The 17837-nt window shown below is 55.7% G+C and carries 17 protein-coding genes and 2 pseudogenes; 15 read left to right on the top strand and 4 right to left on the bottom strand.

From position 1 onward, the window contains the following. Nucleotides 1-372 precede the first annotated feature (372 nt). The 3 genes and pseudogenes from AC0L7U_RS09465 (at nt 373) to AC0L7U_RS09455 (ending at nt 3581) form a co-directional block, all read left to right on the top strand. Nucleotides 373-1278, top strand: coding sequence for a hypothetical protein (locus tag AC0L7U_RS09465; protein ID WP_473690191.1), 906 nt, complete (start codon nt 373-375; stop codon nt 1276-1278). Between the two features lie 184 nt (nt 1279-1462). Next, a pseudogene (ppk2, locus tag AC0L7U_RS09460) lies at nt 1463-2373 on the top strand (polyphosphate kinase 2). A gap of 296 nt (nt 2374-2669) precedes the next feature. Further along, nucleotides 2670-3581, top strand: a complete 912-nt coding sequence (locus tag AC0L7U_RS09455; RefSeq protein WP_473695583.1) for a Gfo/Idh/MocA family protein — start codon at nt 2670-2672, stop codon at nt 3579-3581. Between the two features lie 130 nt (nt 3582-3711). On the opposite strand, the gene infC is transcribed toward AC0L7U_RS09455, so the two are convergent. Further along, the gene (gene infC / locus AC0L7U_RS09450) at nt 3712-4254 is read right to left on the bottom strand and encodes a translation initiation factor IF-3 (RefSeq protein WP_473695739.1); all 543 of its coding nucleotides are present in this window, start codon (nt 4252-4254) and stop codon (nt 3712-3714) included. Between the two features lie 274 nt (nt 4255-4528). On the opposite strand from infC, the gene AC0L7U_RS09445 reads away from it, so the two are divergent. Continuing rightward, nucleotides 4529-4990: a translation initiation factor IF-3 gene (locus AC0L7U_RS09445; protein WP_473695581.1), complete on the top strand. Its 462-nt coding sequence runs from the start codon at nt 4529-4531 to the stop codon at nt 4988-4990. Here AC0L7U_RS09445 and AC0L7U_RS09440 read toward each other — a convergent pair. After that, on the bottom strand, nt 4982-5368 hold the full coding sequence (locus tag AC0L7U_RS09440) for a YkvA family protein (RefSeq protein WP_473695579.1): 387 nt from the start codon (nt 5366-5368) through the stop codon (nt 4982-4984). The genes AC0L7U_RS09445 and AC0L7U_RS09440 overlap by 9 nt on opposite strands. 222 nt (nt 5369-5590) lie before the next feature. Between AC0L7U_RS09440 and AC0L7U_RS09435 the strand changes: the two genes are divergently transcribed. From AC0L7U_RS09435 to AC0L7U_RS09415, 5 genes are all read left to right on the top strand, one after another. Next, nucleotides 5591-6223 carry a YihY/virulence factor BrkB family protein gene (locus AC0L7U_RS09435; protein WP_473695577.1) on the top strand — a complete coding sequence of 211 codons (633 nt, stop codon included), beginning with the start codon at nt 5591-5593 and terminating at the stop codon, nt 6221-6223. Beyond that, on the top strand, nt 6195-6401 hold the full coding sequence (locus AC0L7U_RS09430) for a YhjD/YihY/BrkB family envelope integrity protein (protein ID WP_473695575.1): 207 nt from the start codon (nt 6195-6197) through the stop codon (nt 6399-6401). The genes AC0L7U_RS09435 and AC0L7U_RS09430 overlap by 29 nt, the downstream gene beginning before the upstream one ends. Nucleotides 6402-6691: 290 nt before the next feature. After that, nucleotides 6692-7420 carry a CHASE3 domain-containing protein gene (locus AC0L7U_RS09425; RefSeq protein WP_473695573.1) on the top strand — a complete coding sequence of 243 codons (729 nt, stop codon included), beginning with the start codon at nt 6692-6694 and terminating at the stop codon, nt 7418-7420. Further along, nucleotides 7374-8678 carry a methyl-accepting chemotaxis protein gene (locus AC0L7U_RS09420; RefSeq protein WP_473695571.1) on the top strand — a complete coding sequence of 435 codons (1305 nt, stop codon included), beginning with the start codon at nt 7374-7376 and terminating at the stop codon, nt 8676-8678. Before AC0L7U_RS09425 ends, AC0L7U_RS09420 begins: the two co-directional genes overlap by 47 nt. A gap of 188 nt (nt 8679-8866) precedes the next feature. Continuing rightward, nucleotides 8867-10051 carry an NAD(P)/FAD-dependent oxidoreductase gene (locus tag AC0L7U_RS09415; RefSeq protein ID WP_473695569.1) on the top strand — a complete coding sequence of 395 codons (1185 nt, stop codon included), beginning with the start codon at nt 8867-8869 and terminating at the stop codon, nt 10049-10051. Nucleotides 10052-10256: 205 nt separating this feature from the next. On the opposite strand, the gene AC0L7U_RS09410 is transcribed toward AC0L7U_RS09415, so the two are convergent. Both AC0L7U_RS09410 and secA read right to left on the bottom strand, forming a co-directional pair. Then, on the bottom strand, nt 10257-11057 hold the full coding sequence (locus tag AC0L7U_RS09410) for an alpha/beta fold hydrolase (RefSeq protein ID WP_473695567.1): 801 nt from the start codon (nt 11055-11057) through the stop codon (nt 10257-10259). Between the two features lie 573 nt (nt 11058-11630). Beyond that, nucleotides 11631-14384, bottom strand: coding sequence for a preprotein translocase subunit SecA (secA, locus tag AC0L7U_RS09405; protein ID WP_473695565.1), 2754 nt, complete (start codon nt 14382-14384; stop codon nt 11631-11633). A 107-nt stretch (nt 14385-14491) separates the two neighbouring features. Here secA and AC0L7U_RS09400 point away from each other — a divergent pair, with 107 nt between their 5' ends. From AC0L7U_RS09400 to AC0L7U_RS09375, 6 genes and pseudogenes are all read left to right on the top strand, one after another. Next, nucleotides 14492-14947 carry a hypothetical protein gene (locus tag AC0L7U_RS09400; RefSeq protein WP_473695563.1) on the top strand — a complete coding sequence of 152 codons (456 nt, stop codon included), beginning with the start codon at nt 14492-14494 and terminating at the stop codon, nt 14945-14947. A gap of 31 nt (nt 14948-14978) precedes the next feature. Continuing rightward, nucleotides 14979-15140 (top strand): annotated as a pseudogene (locus AC0L7U_RS09395) (peptidylprolyl isomerase); the annotation flags it as partial. Nucleotides 15141-15162: 22 nt separating this feature from the next. Next, entirely contained in the window at nt 15163-15600 is a 438-nt protein-coding gene (locus AC0L7U_RS09390; RefSeq protein WP_473695561.1) for a peptidylprolyl isomerase, read from the top strand. 202 nt (nt 15601-15802) lie between these two features. Further along, on the top strand, nt 15803-17038 hold the full coding sequence (gene argJ / locus AC0L7U_RS09385; RefSeq protein WP_473695559.1) for a bifunctional glutamate N-acetyltransferase/amino-acid acetyltransferase ArgJ: 1236 nt from the start codon (nt 15803-15805) through the stop codon (nt 17036-17038). Between the two features lie 75 nt (nt 17039-17113). Further along, complete coding sequence (locus AC0L7U_RS09380) at nt 17114-17521, top strand: (deoxy)nucleoside triphosphate pyrophosphohydrolase (protein ID WP_473695557.1); 408 nt, start codon at nt 17114-17116, stop codon at nt 17519-17521. A 40-nt stretch (nt 17522-17561) separates the two neighbouring features. Beyond that, nucleotides 17562-17783: a Flp family type IVb pilin gene (locus tag AC0L7U_RS09375; RefSeq protein WP_473695555.1), complete on the top strand. Its 222-nt coding sequence runs from the start codon at nt 17562-17564 to the stop codon at nt 17781-17783. Nucleotides 17784-17837 lie beyond the last annotated feature (54 nt).

The raw sequence follows: 17837 nt of genomic DNA, 5'->3' as shown, positions 1-17837 counted from the left end.
GATGTGCGTCAGGTGTGGGTCAAGAATAAGTTGCGCTGAAGCGTCTCAATCAGCCTCTGCATTTCTAACAATAGTCTTGTCGATGAACCGTCACGCCAAATGCGTGCTTTTTAAAAAGTCCACAAATGCTCCGGACGCGGCTTGTGTAGGCGACATACCATTGTCTTGTTCCATACGTGGCAACTGCGTCCAACTGCATGTTGCTCTCAAATATTCCTGACATTTTTGACGGATGGTCAGTTCCCCGTTTTATGCCGAGTTCGATGTTGGTGCCTATCAGCATCTGCTCGTTAACTGCTTGCTTACCAAGCGAAAAGAAAAGTCGGAACAGCTTTCGTGGGGGATCGTTTGTCACGTGGAAAGTGACAGTGCTTGACCATTTTTCAAGTTCGCATTCTGATAGACGAATCACTGTGTGGGTTCGATCTGCGTGGAACCGAGGAGGGGCAGTTGGGAAAAGCAGCTCGTCTTGAGTTGGTAAGGCGTCTGGTGCCGACTGGACTTGTGGTTCTGGGGAGCGTGGGGGTCTTTACGTTCATGTCCCTGTTCAGTGGCTTTTTCTGTCTTGCTGCGGCCGTTGCCATTTACGTGCTGATCCCAAAGCCGCGCTTGCCGAAGGGCGCGCTGCGTCCTGACGGGATGTTCCCGGTTCTGGTGATTGATGCGATTGGCTTCATGATCGCCATTCCGTTGATCATCGTGTCCTTTCTGGGAGCCGCCAATGGCGATGGCCTGGCGGGGCTTTCCTTCTTGTGCCTGCTGGTGCCTGCCAGCATCAGTTTGCTGGCCTTCATGGTTGCGGCGCATTACGAGACATCGTGGATCCGATTTTTCGGCAATGGCTTCGAGATCAGCGAATTCGGATTGCGAGGGCGATTCCGGTACACTGAACTTCTGGAGGTGCGCGTTTGCAAGTTGAAAGCAGCTGGGCCATTGGGATCTCTGGCGGGGCTCCTTACCCCGGCACATCGCAAGCGCGTGGCGCTTCTCAGCAGCCGTGAAGAGACCACGACGTTGATCTTTACTGCCAGAGATCGCTCTGAGCTGGCGGTGTCCTGTGAGGCTATTCCCAACCTGCAACGGGTGCTGGTGGAGATTGACCGGGCAGGTTTGAAATTGCCAGAAGGCCTCAGCGAGCGCCAAAAGCAGAAGATCCGCAAGTTGCGCGAGCGTATGTACGGCAAGCTCGACAGCAAGAAAGCGACCACCGGCGGAAATGGCGCAGATGTGGCCCGGATTGCAGAAACTGTCCGCAAGTATCGACAGCAGATCGCCTGAAGACCCAAGAGAAAGTTTTGTTTTCCGGATCTTGGATCTGTGCCGGTTCGCATAATCTCGCCGATGTCATTCATCTGTCAAACGATCAGGGGACAGTCGCGTCTTGCGCGATATGTCGCTTGCAGGCACCTTCGGGGTTTTGCACGGCGAATGAGCGTGTTTGTATCTGAAGGAGCTTGGGCGAATGACGAAAGATGGTGAGCGGAGCTGGGTCGAGGAGGAGTGGCTCGACGGTTTGGATGAAGAGCTGGAAATGGAGATCGACGATGATCTCATCTCCCGCGAGCTTGCTTTCATTTCGCACAAGCGCCACACGTCCACGCTTGATCGCAAGGTCTATTTTCACGAACTGCTGCGGTTGCAGGCAGAGCTGGTGAAGCTGCAAGACTGGGTGCAGCACACCGGCGAGAAAATCGTGGTGCTTTTCGAAGGGCGTGATGCCGCAGGCAAGGGCGGTGTCATCAAGCGTATCACACAGCGGCTCAATCCACGTGTTTGCCGGGTCGTGGCCCTGTCTGCCCCCAGTGAGCGCGAAAAAACCCAATGGTATTTTCAGCGGTATGTGCCGCATCTGCCTGCTGCCGGAGAGATCGTGCTTTTTGACCGCTCTCTATGTACAACCGCGCCGGGGTGGAGCGGGTCATGGGGTTTGCCAACGATGGACAGGTCGAAGAATTTTTTCATGATGTGCCCGAGTTTGAGCGGATGTTGGTACGCTCTGGCGTGCGACTGGTGAAATACTGGTTTTCGATCACGGATGAAGAGCAGCAACTGCGCTTTCTGATGCGGATTCACGATCCTTTGAAGCAGTGGAAGCTCAGTGCCATGGATCTGGAATCGCGGGTGCGCTGGGAAGATTATACCCTGGCGAAGGAAGCCATGTTCGAGCGCACAAATATTCCAGAAGCTCCGTGGTTCATTGTTCCGGGCAATGACAAGAAGCGTGCGCGGTTGAATTGCATCAACCACTTCCTGTCATTGCTGCCATATGAGGACATACCGCACACCAAGATCCAGTTACCTGAGCGGGTGTCCAACCCGGATTACGAGCGTAAGGTACTGCCTGACGAGCTGTATGTGCCTGAAAGTTACTGAATTCTCGGTCATCTCCCGCGGAATGCCCGGCAAAAGTGTGCTTTGTTGGGCCTGCACACATTTGTTTGACTGCTGCCCCCTTGCCTCTGTTTCACGGATCTGCATTCTCATTCAATGATTTGTCGGAGAGCCTGCTCGGCTTTCGGGTCGCCAGGCCCGGTGAGAACGACGCGATTTCAACAGACGGAGAATGATCATGGCCGGAAGTGAACCGTTGCGCTGGGGAGTGCTCTCAACTGCTAGGGATCGGGCTTGAGAAGGTGATCCCGGGCATCAATAGGTCCACGACCGGCAAGGTGGTTGCGATCGCCTCGCGCGATCTGGAGCGGGCGCGGCAAGCGGCATCGACATGCAGCATCGACACGGCTTACGGCTCTTATGAGGAGCTTTTGGCAGATCCGGAGATCGATGCGATCTACAATCCCTTGCCAAACCATATGCACGTGCCGCTGACCATTCAGGCCGTGAAGGCAGGCAAGCATGTGCTGTGCGAAAAACCTATCGGGCTGACGGCGGCAGACGCCAGCGCCTTGCTGGAATTGCCGAAAGACCGGTTGGTTGCGGAAGCTTTCATGGTGCGGGCGCACCCACAGTGGCTGCGGGCTCGCGAAATTGTGCGCAGTGGTGGTCTTGGCGACCTGCGCGCGATCCAGTCGTTCTTCAGCTATTACAATGACGCGTCGGACAATATTCGCAACAACCCGGACATCGGCGGCGGGGCCTTGCTGGACATCGGCTGTTATCCGTTGGTCGCCGGGCGTTATTTCTTCGAGGCCGAGCCGCAGCGTGTCATGAGCTTGATCGAGCGCGATCCTGCGTTTCAGACAGATCGGCTGACCAGTGCGTTGCTGGACTTCGGGCAGGGGCGGCGTCTGGATTTCACCGTGTCGACCCAGTTGGTGCCGTATCAACGCCTGCATCTCTTTGGCACCAAGGCGCGTCTGGAAATCAATATTCCCTTCAATGCCCCTCAGGGCGAAGAAGTGGCAATTTCGATTGATGCAGGAACCTGCCACTCGGATCTGTCAGCGCGTCCGGAGATCATTGCTGCAAGTGATCAATATGCAGAACAGGCCGATGTGTTTGCCCGGGCGGTGCGCGGTGAAAGCCCGTTGCCCTTCGGCATCGAGGACGCCGTTGCCAATATGAAGGCACTGGATGCACTTTTTGCGTCGGAAACGTCCGGCGGCTGGGCATCGGTCGACTAGCTGCGGTGTTATGGCGACGCGGCTTCAGGCGCGTTTTATAGCAGTGAAGGCTTGGGGGCGGCCTTCTGGCAGGGCAGACACAAAAAACCCCGCTTGAAGCGGGGTTTCGCGTTTCAGTGGTCTCCGTCGATCAGGCTTTGATCGGCGAAAGAACCATGACCATCTGACGGCCTTCCAGTTTCGGATTGGATTCAACCTTGGCGATCTCGGACGTTTCGTCCTTGACCCGGTTGAGCAACTCCATGCCGAGGTTCTGGTGGGCCATTTCACGCCCACGAAAACGCAAGGTGACTTTAACCTTGTCGCCTTCGTTGAAGAAGCGAAGCATGTTCTTCATCTTCACCTCGTAATCGTGGGTGTCGATGTTCGGACGCATCTTGATCTCTTTGATCTCGACAGTCTTCTGCTTCTTGCGCGTCTCGGCAGCTTTCTTCTGAGCCTGGTACTTGTACCGGCCATAGTCCAGAATCTTGCAAACCGGGGGCTGTGCGTTCGGTTGAATTTCTACGAGATCAAGGCCAGCATCTCCTGCGATTTGCATAGCCTCATCTGTCGATATGATCCCGCGGTTGCTACCTTCGTGATCAATCAACTGAACTTCGCGAACGCGAATTTCTTGGTTGGTGCGTGGGCCATCCTTGGTAGGAGGCGGGGCGCGGAACGGACGGCGAATGGTCGCTATCTCCCATATTGTTAAACATTCGGATTTCTGTACCCTATCTCTGATAGAACGCCCGGTTCAGAAAAAAGTTTCTGCCGAAAGCTCCAGAGACTGGGGGATCGCCCTGAAAATTGGGTGAAACGGCCAAAATGTCAACCTGAAACCGTATTTCAAAGCTATCTAACTGCATCAAGACACCGGCATCAGGGGGCATTTGGGGTGTTTTCCCGGTCTGACAGGCAGATCGGCTCCAAAAGCGACGAAAAGTGAAGAAAGAGGCGGCATCATGAATGGTCTACGATTTTGCGGTCAGGCGGTGCTGGTGGTTTTCGGGTACGTCTGTGCGTTGATGGCTGCTGCAGGGTTTCTCGTGTGGGGTGGATTCCAGTTGGAGCCGGAGACGCCGCAGTGGTTTGCGATCAGCGCAGGCGTGGGCACAAGCTTCATTGTTGCCAGTCAACTGGGTGCACAAGCCTTCCTGCCGGCTGGTGCTGCCATTCTTCTGGCAGAACTCGCGGGCCTGCGAAGCTGGATTTATCATCTGGCGGTTTGTGGGCTTATTGCCTGTGGGCTCTGGTCGTTCGGGCCTCTGTCACCCCAAGGCGAGATGATGCGTCCGGGTACGGTTGTCGTCCTGGCGGCAGGTTTCTTTGCCGGTATCGTCTATTGGGTCATCGCCGGGCGCTTTTCAGGCACTTGGCACTCTGGTTGGTCACGCGACGACAGTTCCAACCTCCCGTCAGACTGATGGACGGAACTTGCCCGTCTTGAGGGCGGCTTTGGCTGCTGCGCGATGTTCATCCTTGATATGACCGCTGAGAAGCGAGAGCGCTGAAATCAGGATCGTGGCATCGTCGCCAAAACCAATGCCTACGATGAAATCTGGCACCAGATCAAACGGCATGACGAAATAGGCAAGGGCCGCAAAGGTTGCAGCGCGCACCCGAAGGGGAGTGTCGCTGTCGAGTGCACAGTAATACCCGGCGACGACATCCTCGACAAAAGGGATTTGTCCGACGGCCTTGCGGGCCGTGCCGATCAGTTTTTCACGCACGGTCTTCTTTTGATGAGCTTCCGAGCCAAGTGTATCTGTGTCGAAGTCCATGTCGTCAAATGGCGATGCCATCGTGTGTCTCCATCGAGCATTTCATCAAGGGTGTGCGTTGGTACGTAAACACCTGTGCCCAAATCCTTGTTCCGTGAAAGGTGACGTGATCTCCATCATGTGGGAGGTTTGTCGAGAAAGTGAAGATCATTGCCTGTGATGATCGAACCAATTGCGCTTTCATGCTTTGACATAATAGAGACATTTTTTGTCACTCACCCCTGACGCCGCAGGCACTTCTTGATGAAATTGACACATGCAGCCTTGTTCGCCTATCGCGTTCTCAAAAATGCGATCGGCCATTTTTTCAGAGACGATGGCTCAGCAATGGCCAGTCATGTGGCGCTATCCGGGCTGCTCGCGCTCTTTCCCATGTTGATTTTCATTTCGTCACTGGCGGGCTTTATTGGCGTTCAGGGGGCAACGGATCAGGTCTCCGATCTTATCTTCCAGACGTGGCCGGACCAGGTGGCTGCACCAATGGTGAGAGAAATACACAACGTGCTGACGGTGCGTCGCGGTGATTTGCTGACTGTCGGTGTGATTGGCGCCATCTGGTTTGCGTCCAATGGCGTTGAGGCTCTGCGCGTTGCTCTCAATCGTGCTTACCGGGTGCCTGATACGCGCTCTTTCATATTCTTGCGTCTGCAATCTCTTGGTCTTGTCTTGCTGGGCGGCACGGTTCTGGTGTCTTTCACGTTTCTGGTGATCCTCGGGCCGTTGCTCATTTCGGCTATTTCCGATTTTTCACCACGGATTGGCAGCGCACTGACCTCGCTCAACCTGTACCCGCTACATTGTCGCTGGGTCTCTGCTTTTCGTCGGGTTGACCGCGGTGCACTGGTTCTTGCCCGCTGTTCGGCGTCAGATCACTGAGCTTCTTCCGGGGATTATTGCAACGCTGTTTATGTGGATGATTGCCGGTGTGGCTTTCGGCGCTTATCTGGCGCGTTTCGCCAACTACGTCTCCACCTACGGCGGCCTGGCAGGTATCATGTCGGCAATTGTCTTCCTCTATATGTGCTCGGCCGCCTTTATTATCGGGGGGAGTTGAACGCCTCAATTATTCGGCAAAAACGGATCTATCGCGAACGTCATCAGGTGTCGGCATCGACGCCGGAAGATTTGCCGGAACCTGAGCCGGAGGGTGTTCCTGACGTTAGGTAAGAAAAGACAGATCCTTGTAGAATGGTCAATTTTTACACTGATTGCTTAAAAGAAGGTCAGTTAATTATAAAAGGTTCTTTGAAAACAAGGATATTTGTTAACCACTTGCTCTCACGCTGACTGACCAAATACAGTCGTGGTCGAGGGTCTATGAATATGCGTCTGAAAGCGAACTTCTTGAAGGGAAGACTTGAGCGTCTTTCGGTCAAGGCCCGCATTCTGTCCCTGTGCCTCTTGTCAGCATTCGGTATGCTGCTTGTCGGGGGTGTTTTCTGGTGGAACCAGATCGAGACCGGGCGCGCGTTCAACCGCTTGAGTGACAGCAATACCATCGTCCGGCACGTCGGAGAGCTTTCAACCCTGTCGGGTGAGATGCATGCCACGGAGAAAGGCTATCTGGCCGTGCCGAAGGATTCTTCGCTTGGCAATTTCAAGACGCAACTGGCTCAAGCTCAACTTCAAATCGATGCGCTGAAGACATCCAATGCCGGCGCTCGGCTCAAATCTGAAATCGCCGATGTGAGCAAGAGCCTTGTCGCCGCGACGGCTGCCTTCACCAAGATCAACGATGTACAGAAGCAGATCGGTTTCAGTGAACAGGACGGTGTGCGCGGCACACTGTCAGCGACAGCTGGGGCGGTGCAGCGCGATTTGAAGAAGATGGTCAATTTTGGCGGCTCCGAAATGGTCAAGAAGCTTTATCTCGCCGTGCTGGAATTGCGCCTTGGCCGAGAAGGAATACATTGTTCGACAAGACGATTTGTCACTGGGCAGTTTCGAGGTCGCATATGGTCGTTTCACTCGCTATGTGAAGCGCGCCAAGCTGGATGCTGCGACGACCACGAAAGTGACACAGGCCATGGCGGATTATCGCCAGGCCTTCGACAGCTACGGGACATTGATTGACGACAAGACCAAGAACGTCGAGCTGATGGAAAATCTCTTCGACCTGGTCCCCCCGCATATCAAAGCCCTGAATGATGCAGCGCATGTCCTGCAAGACAAGGCGAAGCAGGAATTCAATCGTATTCGGGAGTTTTCCTCTCTTGTGTCCTCCGCAGTCATCATCTCCGTTCTGCTGATCCTCTCTGGTCTTGCAGTGGTGATCGGCGGCTCGATCACACGCCCCCTCGCTGTCTTGCAAAAGGCCATGCAGAAGCTTGCCGCCGGGGATACGGATGTCGATCTGCCGGATGCTCAGGGCAAATCCGAAATTGCTGCGATGACAGGAACTGTCGGTATTTTCCGGGATAACGCAATTGAACGGCAACACTTGCAGACTGTTTCCGAAGAGCAGAATGCGCAGCGGGATGAGCGTGTCAAACGACTTGAGGGCTACATTTCCAACTTTGAGCAAACGGTAGATGCTGCGCTCACCAGCCTGGATCAGGCGACCAACGAGTTGTCGCAGACATCTGCCGCCGTTGAGGCTGCGGCCGATGATGTGCTGGATCAGTCCCAGCGCGCAACGAGGGCTGTGGAAGTGGCGGCGGAGAACGTCAGTTCGGCCTCTTCAGCCAGTGAAGAACTGGCAGCCTCTATCGCCGAAATTTCAAGTCAGGCCAACAAGTCGACGGACGTTGCCAAGAAAGCAGTCGCAAGCGCGGAAGAGACATCCTCGACAATGGGCGAACTTTCGGCGGCGGCAGATCGTATCGGCGAGGTTATGGGGCTGATCCGTGATATTGCCAATCAAACGAACCTTCTGGCGCTGAACGCGACCATTGAGGCGGCCCGTGCCGGGGAAAGCGGCAAGGGGTTTGCGGTCGTGGCGGCGGAAGTAAAGCAGCTTGCGGAACAAACGTCCCGTGCCACGGAAGATATTTCCAATCAGGTTCAAGCCATTCAGGCATCGTCCTCGACGGCGTCGCTGGCCATTCAGGATGTTTCTGACATTATTTCGGAAATGGAAAACTTGGCGTCCAGTGTTGCGTCTGCCGTGGTGCAGCAGGATGCGGCAGTACGAGGGATCGCGGAGAATGTCTCTGATGCAGCAAGCCGGGCTCAGGAAGGTCGCGACAGCATGGTGTCGGTAGGGCAGGCAACAGAGCACTCCCGTTCCACGGGCAGTCAGGTGGAAGAACTAGCCAGTGATCTGGCTCAGCAGGCCGGGTTGATCCGTCGTGAGATCTCCTCCTTCCTGTCCAATGTCCGGGCTGCCTGAGGCGGGGATTGCTGCCTCCAGCGCTTTGAAGTTTTGCGGGTATGGTGGTTTTGGCGTGCAGGCGCGCAAAATCGTGCCGGTGTTTTAGTCTTGTCGTGAGAAAACCCAGATACCGCCTTTTTTCGTTACGCCTTCGACGCTACGGTTCGTCCAATCGAATTCGTTTCAAATCAAGAGGATGGACGTTGATGGGCGAGGCTGTGGTGATTGTCGGAGCCGGGCAGGCCGGGGCACAGGTGGCGCACAGTCTGCGTCAGGGTGGGTTCACGGGATCCATTCGGCTGATCGGTGAAGAGGCAAGCGCTCCTTATCAACGGCCACCTTTATCGAAAAAATACCTTTCCGGTGAGATGGATGCGGAAGGCCTGTTGTTACGCCCACCTGCTTTCTACAAGATGCAGGGCATCGATCTGATGTGCGGTGAGCGAGTTTCTTATGTCGATCCGGAAGCGCAGACGGTCCATATGGAAAGTGGTGCTTCCTTTGAATACGACTATCTTGTGCTGGCAACGGGGACACGGGCTCGGCACATTCCATTGCCGGGCACAGAGCTGGACGGCGTCATCACTTTGCGCTCGATGGCAGATGTTGACCGTTTGCGTGACACGCTGTCAGGCCGTGAAAATATGGCCGTGGTGGGGGCAGGGTACATCGGTCTGGAAGTCGCGGCTGTTGCGCGCAAACTCGGTGCCAATGTCTCGGTTATCGAGGCACAGGATCGTCCGATGAAGCGGGTCGTGTCGCCTGCAATTTCCAATTATTACCGTGACCTTCACACCGAGAATGGCATTCATTTGCGGCTCAACACGGGCATCACTGAACTTGTCGGTGATGGGCATGTGGATGGTGTGCGGTTGGCGACCGGCGAAATCGTGCCTGCTGATCTGGTGTTGCTGGCCGTCGGGGCAGTCCCGAATATGGAGTTGGCCGTTGAGGCGGGACTTGAGGTGAGCGATGGCATCCTTGTCGATGGAAGCGGCCATACGAGTGCACCAAAGGTGTTTGCGGCGGGTGATTGCACATGCTTCGATTCCGGGCGGTATGGCCGTCGCATCCGGCTGGAAAGCGTACAAAACGCCATTGATCAGGCCAAGGCTGTCGCTCGGGCAATCCTGGGCGAAGAGCTGGTCTATGATCCGCTGCCGTGGTTCTGGTCCGATCAGTATCACGTCAAGTTGCAGATCGCGGGTCTGTCCGAAGGCTACGACGAAACCCATTTGGTTGGCTCACCGGAGGATGACAAGTTCTATGTGGCTTATCTTCTGGAGGGCAGGCTGATTGCTGTCGATAGCATCAACTCTCCACGTTCGCACATGACGGCGCGTCGCGTGATTGGTGAGGTCTGGCGCGAGGGCCTTCTGCCTGACGCCTAGGGTGTGGACCCATAAATGCGTTTCAAATGGTCGAGCAGATTTTCCTGCCTGTTCGGCGTGGATGCGCAGTAAACTCTTTGGGTTCAAGACGTCGTAACGACACAGACGGCTCAACCGGGCCTGCCATTTTGGCGAGATGATCAAAGCAACACGCAGACACATTTCGTCGGTGGTGGTGGTGTAACCTGCACAATTGGCTCCGAGATTATTCCGCACGAGCGATTGTCCGCCGGATCAGGTCGAGGGTGGCGCGTTGTGCTTCCACATGGGGCATATGACCAACCCCCTTCAACAACAGCGGCGTGAGACTGGCAAGGCGGTGTGCCTGTGTGTGGGGCACCACCTTGTCCTCAAGCCCCCAGGCAAGTGCAATTGGAAAGGGGGACTGTTCCAGCGCGTCTACTGGCACCAGAGTTTGCTCTCCGTCGATGATGATAGACCCTAGGATCTCTTCCAGGGTCTCTACGGTTCCGGGTTTGGAGCGGCTGGCTGCAACATGCTGCGGCAAGGCTCGGGGCAAGCGAAACTCCGGTCCGAAGAAATCGGCAAGAAAGGGTGTGAGCGTGTCGGCATCGCGGGTGAGTGCGTAGCCTTCAAGCAGCGTTTGGTTGACCTCGGGGCCAAACCCGCCGGGGGACAGCAATGTCAGGCTTGCAATGCGTTCAGGAGCGTGCAGTGCGAGGAGTGTTGCCGCAGCACCGCCCATTGAGTGGCCAACAAGGTGGACCTTCGTCAACTCAAGCGCATCAAGGGATTGCAGAACGGCCTTGGCGGAGACAGATGCATTGCCGATTACTGGCCAGTCCAGCGCTTGGCCATGTCCGGGCAGATCAAACGCCAGTGTGCGTGCCGTGCGCGCGAAGGCGGATTGCAGCATGAACCAGTTCTGCCGATCTGCACCAAACCCATGCAAAAAGACGATAGGTTCCGCCAGTGGCGTTTCCGTTTCGAGTGGCTGCTCAAAATAGGGCAGATGGCGTGGCGGGTTTGGCGTCAGGTCAATCATCTGGGCTCCAGGGGCACTGATGGGGTGCAGGCAGCAGAATTTCGCTTGCGCTGTTTGCTTGTTAGCCGACCCTTGCGGGATTTCACAAGGGTTTGAACGCGAGAACCTTGCCTTTGTTCTCTGGTCTGTCAGTCAGAAAATGCGCCCGTTGATGGCCGAGTGTTTCTGAAAGGCCAGATTTGAGCGTGTGGTTCAGCGTCAAACTTGTGAGGCGTTTCTCGCCACAAGATTGCCTGGAACGGCTTATTTCAGCTCATTTCTGAGAATAAACCAACGGCTTTCAGGACGGTCGAAGGTCCGGCCCAGTAGGTCTTTCGAGGGGAGGCGGGGCCAGTATAAAATGGGTTTCGAGACGTGATAAAGCGGTGACCGGCGCGCCACAGCGGCCTTGAGCAGGGGGTATCGGTAAGTGAAATTTTTATCCACAGTTTTTCTATTCAAGAAACCTGCGGCTGGTCCAGTACTTCAGGCGGTTGCGGCCGATATCATCGGCCGTCCATAATGCGGGATATTAAAAAAGGGCAGCCAAGTGGCTGCCCTTTTTGAGTTCCAGTCCACGCTGATGTTTTCAAATCAGACGAGGGCGCCATGGCAATGCTTGTACTTCTTGCCAGAGCCGCATGGGCAGGCTTCGTTCCGACCGACCTTGCCCCAGGTCGAGGGATCGTTCGGGTCACGCTTAGATGCCATCTCATCTTCGCCCGTGTCCGGGTTGTAGTGATGAGCAACGCCTTCCGGATACTCTGGAAACTGCGGATAGTCTGGCTCGTCTTCTTGCTGGATGAGCTCGACACGCATGAGTTGCGATGTGGTGATATGGCGCAGCTGTTGCAACATGGTCTCGAACAGCGTGAACGCCTCGGTCTTATATTCCTGCAGCGGATCACGCTGGGCGTAGCCGCGGAAGCCGACAACAGAGCGCAAGTGGTCAAGGTTGGCCAGATGCTCGCGCCACAGATTGTCGAGGGTTTGCAACAGAATGGCTTTTTCCACCTGACGCATGACCTCTGGCGAATAGCGGGCTACCTTTTGTGCCATATTTTCGTTGGCGGCCTTCAACAGGCGTTCGCGCACTTCCTCGTCGGCAATACCTTCTTCCTCGGCCCAAGCCTTGACCGGGAGTTCCAGGTTCAGCGTCTCGACGACTTCGCGTTCAAGCCCTTCCATATCCCATTGTTCAGGATAGGCCCGCTCAGGAATGTGGCGTGACACTAGGTCTTCTACCACGTCGTGACGCATGTCGGTTACGGCTTCCAGCGTGGTCTCGCCGTCCATCAGTTCAAGGCGCTGCTCAAACACCACCTTGCGCTGATCGTTCATGACATCGTCGTATTTGAGCAGGTTCTTGCGGATGTCGAAGTTCCGAGCTTCGACCTTCTGCTGTGCTTTTTCAAGCGCCCGGTTGATCCACGGGTGCGTGATGGCTTCACCTTCTTCCAGCCCGAGCTTCTGCAGCATGGAATCCATGCGCTCGGAGCCGAAGATGCGCATCAGGTCATCTTCCAGAGACAGGAAGAACTTCGACCGGCCGGGATCGCCCTGACGACCGGAACGACCCCGCAACTGGTTGTCGATACGGCGGCTTTCATGGCGTTCTGTGCCTACAACATAAAGGCCACCGGCCTCCAGGGCGCGCTGTTTGTTCTCCTCGACTTCCGCTTCGATGGTCTCGATGCGTGCAGTGCGCTCGGGACCTTCCGGCAGACCGTCGAGTTCCATGTCGACACGCATCTCGGCGTTCCCGCCAAGCTGGATGTCGGTTCCGCGACCTGCCATGTTGGTGGCTACTGTCACGGCGCCCGGCAGACCTGCCTGGCCGATGATCAGCGCTTCCTGTTCATGGTAGCGGGCGTTCAACACGGCAAAGACCTTGGACTTGCCGCCTTCTTGCATCTGGGCTTCGGTAAAGCCCTGGGCGTCGGTCACGTCGATCTGCTTGTAGCCATGACGCTTCAGCAATTCGGCAAGAAGTTCAGACTTTTCAATCGAGGTCGTGCCGACAAGGATCGGCTGTCCGCGTGTCTTGCAATCATCGATAAGACCGACGATGGCTTCGAACTTTTCCTGTACGGTGCGATAGACTTCGTCGTGCTCGTCTTTGCGTTGGATTGGCACGTTGGTCGGGATCGTGACAACTTCCAGACCATAGATGTCGGCGAACTCCTCCGCCTCGGTATCTGCCGTCCCCGTCATGCCCGAAAGCTTTTCGTACATGCGGAAGTAATTCTGGAAGGTGATGGACGCAAGCGTCTGGTTTTCCGGCTGAATTTGCACGTGCTCGCGCGCTTCGAGAGCCTGATGCAGACCTTCGGAGAAGCGACGACCCGGCATCATCCGACCGGTAAACTCGTCAATGATGACGACTTCGCCGTTGCGGACGATGTAGTCTTTGTCACGCTGGAACAGTTTATGCGCCTTGAGCGCCTGCTGCAGGTGATGGACGACGGACACGTTTTCCAGATCGTAGAGCGATTCACCCTTGAGCAGACCGGCTTCGGTCAGCAGGGTTTCCAGCTTTTCGTTGCCGCTGTCGGTAAAATTGGCGGAGCGTTGCTTTTCATCCAGTTCGTAATCGTCTTCTTCCAGATGCGGAATGAAGGCATCGACCGTGTTGTAAAAGTCGGAGCGATCTTCGAGCGGGCCGGAAATGATGAGCGGTGTGCGGGCTTCATCCACCAGGATGGAATCCACTTCATCGACGATGGCATAGAAATGCCCGCGCTGAACCATCTGTTCGCGTTCATGTTTCATGTTGTCGCGCAGATAGTCGAAGCCGAATTCGTTGTTCGTACCGTAGGTGACATCTGCTGCGTAGGCTTCACGACGCTGGTCATCGTCCATGTCGTGCAGGATGCAGGAGGTCGTCAGGCCCATGAACCGATAAACGCGGCCCATCCACTCACTATCGCGCTGTGCGAGATAGTCGTTGACGGTGACGACATGAACACCTTTGCCGGTCAGGGCGTTCAGATAGCCGGCGGCGGTTGCGACAAGCGTCTTGCCCTCGCCCGTCCGCATCTCGGCGATCTGATTGGAATTCAACACCATGCCGCCAATGAGCTGGACATCATAGTGGCGCAGTCCGATCGTCCGTCTCGCTGCCTCACGCACTGTCGCAAAAGCTGGAACGAGAAGATCTTCCAGCTTTGCGCCACTGGCGAGCTGCTGCTTGAATTCCGCCGTGCGAGCACGAAGCTCATCATCTGTCAATTTTTGCAATTCGGGCTCGAGCGCATTGATCGCTTCTACATTTGCCCGGAATGCTTTTACCCTTCGGTCGTTGGCAGAACCGAAAATCTTACGTGCTAGAGCGCCGAGGCCAGCCATGTGGCGGTCCTTCTTATTGTGAGCAGGCTATTCACCGTGTGATACCCCATGCCCATGAAATCGTCTAATTTACTGTCCAAGTTCTTCACAGTGCGTATGACATACGCATGTATAAAGCCCGAAGCGAAGGTGATATCCAGCGAGAGTTCCCAGGACGAATGACAGATAAGAGGGACCCCAATGCTTGTCAACGCCGCTGGTTTGAGCAAAGTTGCGGCAGCCGGATCACTTCTGGGCTTTTCGAGATTCCTGTTTCTATGTGTAAAGGACAACTGATGTTCCGTTTTTCAATGCGCCAACCTGTTCGTGCCTTGGCTGTTTCGGCCATCGCCCTGACGATCGGCTGCAGCACGGCAATGGCCGCCGACACGACCGACAAGGATCACGTCGTGGCCAAGGTCGGAGATAGTACTATTACAGAAGGTGATCTGGCATTTGCAGCCCAGACCCTTGGTCAACAGCTCCGTCAGTTTCCTCCTGCACAGTGGCGCGGCCTTTTGGTCGACTATCTTGTCGACATGCACCTTAGTCGGCAATGCAGCGGTCAAGGACGGTCTGGATAAGGATCCGGACTTCCAGAAGCAGCTTGCTTTCATGAAACTGCAGGCTCTGCGCGGGGAATATCTGTCCAAGACGATCAATGCGTCTGTGACAGACGCTGATGTGAAGAAGGCTTACGACGCAAAGTATGCCGACTATAAAGGCCCTGAACAGTTCAAGGCAGCCCACATCCTCGTCAAAACTGAAGACAAGGCCAAGGCTCTGATCAAGAAGCTGGATGGGGGTGCTGACTTTGCCGACCTTAGCAAAGAAGAACTCCACCGGCCCTTCCGCTGGAAACGGTGGCGATCTCGGCTATTTCACGCCGGATCAGATGGTCAAGCCGTTCTCGCAGGCCGTCGAAAAGATGAAGGTCGGATCTTACACCAAGACTCCGGTAAAGACCCAGTTCGGCTGGCACATCATCAAGCTTGAAGACAAGCGTACCGAGCCGAAGCCCGCCATGAAAGATGTCTCCGATCAGATCCGTCAGGGCCTGATGCGCGAGAAATATCAGGAAAAGCTCCAGGCACTGAAGTCTGATGCCAAGGTTGAGATCACGGATCCTGAGCTGAAGAAGAGCTTTGACCAGATCGAGCAGACCGAAGAGAAAAAGGCTGATGAAAAGAAGGCCGACGACATGAAGAAGGATCAGGACGACAGCTCGTCGAACTGATCTGATTTTTGTTGGTACTCTGATGAGGGGACGGCCACTGGCTGTCCCCTTTTTTGTTCGGGCGAGCGGCCGAGCCAGTCAGGGTCGTCTACGATCCACAAACGGATGCCTGATGGTTCCCCTTCACAAGCATAAGGGCTTGCACCATACCGTTGGTTGGGGCAAGGCTCGCTCACTGATCTCTTTATGCTGGATGAAAATCATGTCCTCCCAAGTTTCGCCGCTCGCTCCCGCAACCTATCCGGAGATGCCTGAAATCGACGGCGTCGTCTTTGCCACAGCCGCTGCTGGCATCAAGTACAAAGGGCGGACGGATGTTCTTCTTGCAAACATCGCTGAGGGCACGACAGTTGCGGGCGTGTTTACTCGCTCCAAATGCCCATCGGCTCCGGTTGATTGGTGCAAGTCCGTTCTCCAGAGCGGAGGGGCCCGTGCGCTTCTGGTAAACTCGGGCAATGCCAATGCCTTTACTGGCAAGAAGGGTAAGGCTGCGGTCAATCTGTCGGCAAAGATCGTGGCTGATGCGGTTGGCTGTTCGCAGGATGAGATTTACCTTGCGTCCACAGGCGTGATTGGCGAGCCGCTGCCTGCGGATCGTTTCGAGGGTGTGATCGGTGAACTGGCGTCCGCTGAAAATCCAGCCTCCTGGATGGACGCTGCGCGTGCCATCATGACAACGGACACCTATCCGAAGGTGGCCACCGCAACGGTGGATCTGGATGGGGTGACTGTCTCTATCAACGGGATTGCCAAGGGTGCAGGCATGATCGCGCCGGATATGGCGACCATGCTGTCGTTCATCTTTACCGATGCGCCGATTGCTGCCGATGTTTTGCAGACCATGCTGTCAGGCGAAACCGATCAGAGTTTCAATTCGATCACTGTTGACAGCGATACATCGACCTCTGACACGGTGTTGGTCTTTGCAACGGGCAAAGCAGTGGGCGTCGAGCCTGTTGCCAGCCTTGACGATCCGCGCGTTCCGACGCTGCGGGCGGCTCTTGCCGATGTCATGACCAATCTGGCGCAGCAGATCGTTCGTGATGGGGAAGGTGCACGCAAGTTCGTCGAAGTGCAGATCGGGGGCGCAGACAGCGATGCGTCTGCGCATAAGATCGCCATGGCGATCGCCAATTCGCCGCTGGTGAAGACAGCGGTTGCCGGGGAGGATGCCAATTGGGGTCGTGTCGTCATGGCTGTCGGCAAGGCAGGCGAGCCAGCAGACCGGGACAAGCTGGCGATCTGGTTCGGCGATATCCGGGTGGCAGTCGAAGGCGAGCGGGATCCCGACTACAGCGAAGAGGCGGCCTCAGAGGTGATGAAGCAGCAGGACATCGTCATTCGCGTCGAAATGGGTCTCGGGTCTGGTGAAGCCCGCGTGTGGACTTGCGATCTGACCAAGGCGTATATCGAAATTAACGGCGACTATCGCAGTTGAGCCGCTTTCTATTCGAGATTTATCCAATACGGTGAATCAAACCTTTTTAAGCTGTCAGAGCATGGAACACCTGTCATGAGCCGTCTGGTCCTCGTCTCCGCGTGTGCGTTAATAGATTCCGATGACCGGATTTTGCTGGCGCAGCGCCCGGAAGGAAAATCTCTGGCGGGATTGTGGGAGTTTCCAGGGGGCAAGGTGGAAGCCGGCGAGCGGCCGGAAGAAACCTTGATCCGGGAACTTAACGAAGAGCTGGGGGTGGTGGTTAACGAAGCGTGCCTGTCACCTTTGACCTTTGCAAGCTACGCTTATGAGGATTTTCACCTTCTGATGCCATTATTCATTTGTCGGCGATGGGAGAATATCCCGTCCGGTCGCGAAGGTCAGGCGCTCAAATGGGTGCGGGCCAATGCGCTTCGGTCGTTCCCCATGCCGCCGGCAGATGAGCCACTGATCCCCATTCTTCAGGATCTGCTGGCGTCCTGATAATGGCCCCCGTTTGCGGGGAAAGCGTTGAGGTCCAGTCATGCAGTCATTCGGAACGCATATTCGTTCGGTTGCCGCCAAGGCAGGATCCGTTTGCAAAAAGTTTGCTGCTGACGAGTCCGGTTCGACCGCGGTTGAATACAGCATCATGGTTGGACTGATTGCCCTTGCTATCGTCTCGACCCTGTCCGCCATCGCCGTGACAATGCGTGATGATGTCTTTTCGGTGATCGCCACAACGTTGAACAACATCTCCGGGTAATTCAATCATGCAGGTCGCCAGTGCTTCTGCGAGGTTCAACGGGCTGTCAGCCTG

It is taken from the genome of Roseibium sp. 10G30-5 (assembly GCF_055809635.1).
Note: the sequence above shows the minus strand (reverse complement) of the source record. Positions and strands in the feature narration are given on the sequence as shown.

Excerpts from the sequence above, each read along its gene's own strand:
- AC0L7U_RS09400 (WP_473695563.1), top strand. The coding sequence starts at position 14,492 with ATGTATAAAGCCCGAAGCGAAGGTGATATCCAGCGAGAGTTCCCAGGA.
- secA (WP_473695565.1), bottom strand. The coding sequence starts at position 14,384 with ATGGCTGGCCTCGGCGCTCTAGCACGTAAGATTTTCGGTTCTGCCAAC.
- AC0L7U_RS09420 (WP_473695571.1), top strand. The coding sequence starts at position 7,374 with ATGGCGGATTATCGCCAGGCCTTCGACAGCTACGGGACATTGATTGAC.
- AC0L7U_RS09440 (WP_473695579.1), bottom strand. The coding sequence starts at position 5,368 with ATGGCATCGCCATTTGACGACATGGACTTCGACACAGATACACTTGGC.
- AC0L7U_RS09445 (WP_473695581.1), top strand. The coding sequence starts at position 4,529 with ATGAATGGTCTACGATTTTGCGGTCAGGCGGTGCTGGTGGTTTTCGGG.
- AC0L7U_RS09380 (WP_473695557.1), top strand. The coding sequence starts at position 17,114 with ATGAGCCGTCTGGTCCTCGTCTCCGCGTGTGCGTTAATAGATTCCGAT.
- AC0L7U_RS09375 (WP_473695555.1), top strand. The coding sequence starts at position 17,562 with ATGCAGTCATTCGGAACGCATATTCGTTCGGTTGCCGCCAAGGCAGGA.
- AC0L7U_RS09435 (WP_473695577.1), top strand. The coding sequence starts at position 5,591 with ATGAAATTGACACATGCAGCCTTGTTCGCCTATCGCGTTCTCAAAAAT.
- AC0L7U_RS09415 (WP_473695569.1), top strand. The coding sequence starts at position 8,867 with ATGGGCGAGGCTGTGGTGATTGTCGGAGCCGGGCAGGCCGGGGCACAG.
- argJ (WP_473695559.1), top strand. The coding sequence starts at position 15,803 with ATGTCCTCCCAAGTTTCGCCGCTCGCTCCCGCAACCTATCCGGAGATG.
- AC0L7U_RS09410 (WP_473695567.1), bottom strand. The coding sequence starts at position 11,057 with ATGATTGACCTGACGCCAAACCCGCCACGCCATCTGCCCTATTTTGAG.
- AC0L7U_RS09390 (WP_473695561.1), top strand. The coding sequence starts at position 15,163 with ATGGGGGTGCTGACTTTGCCGACCTTAGCAAAGAAGAACTCCACCGGC.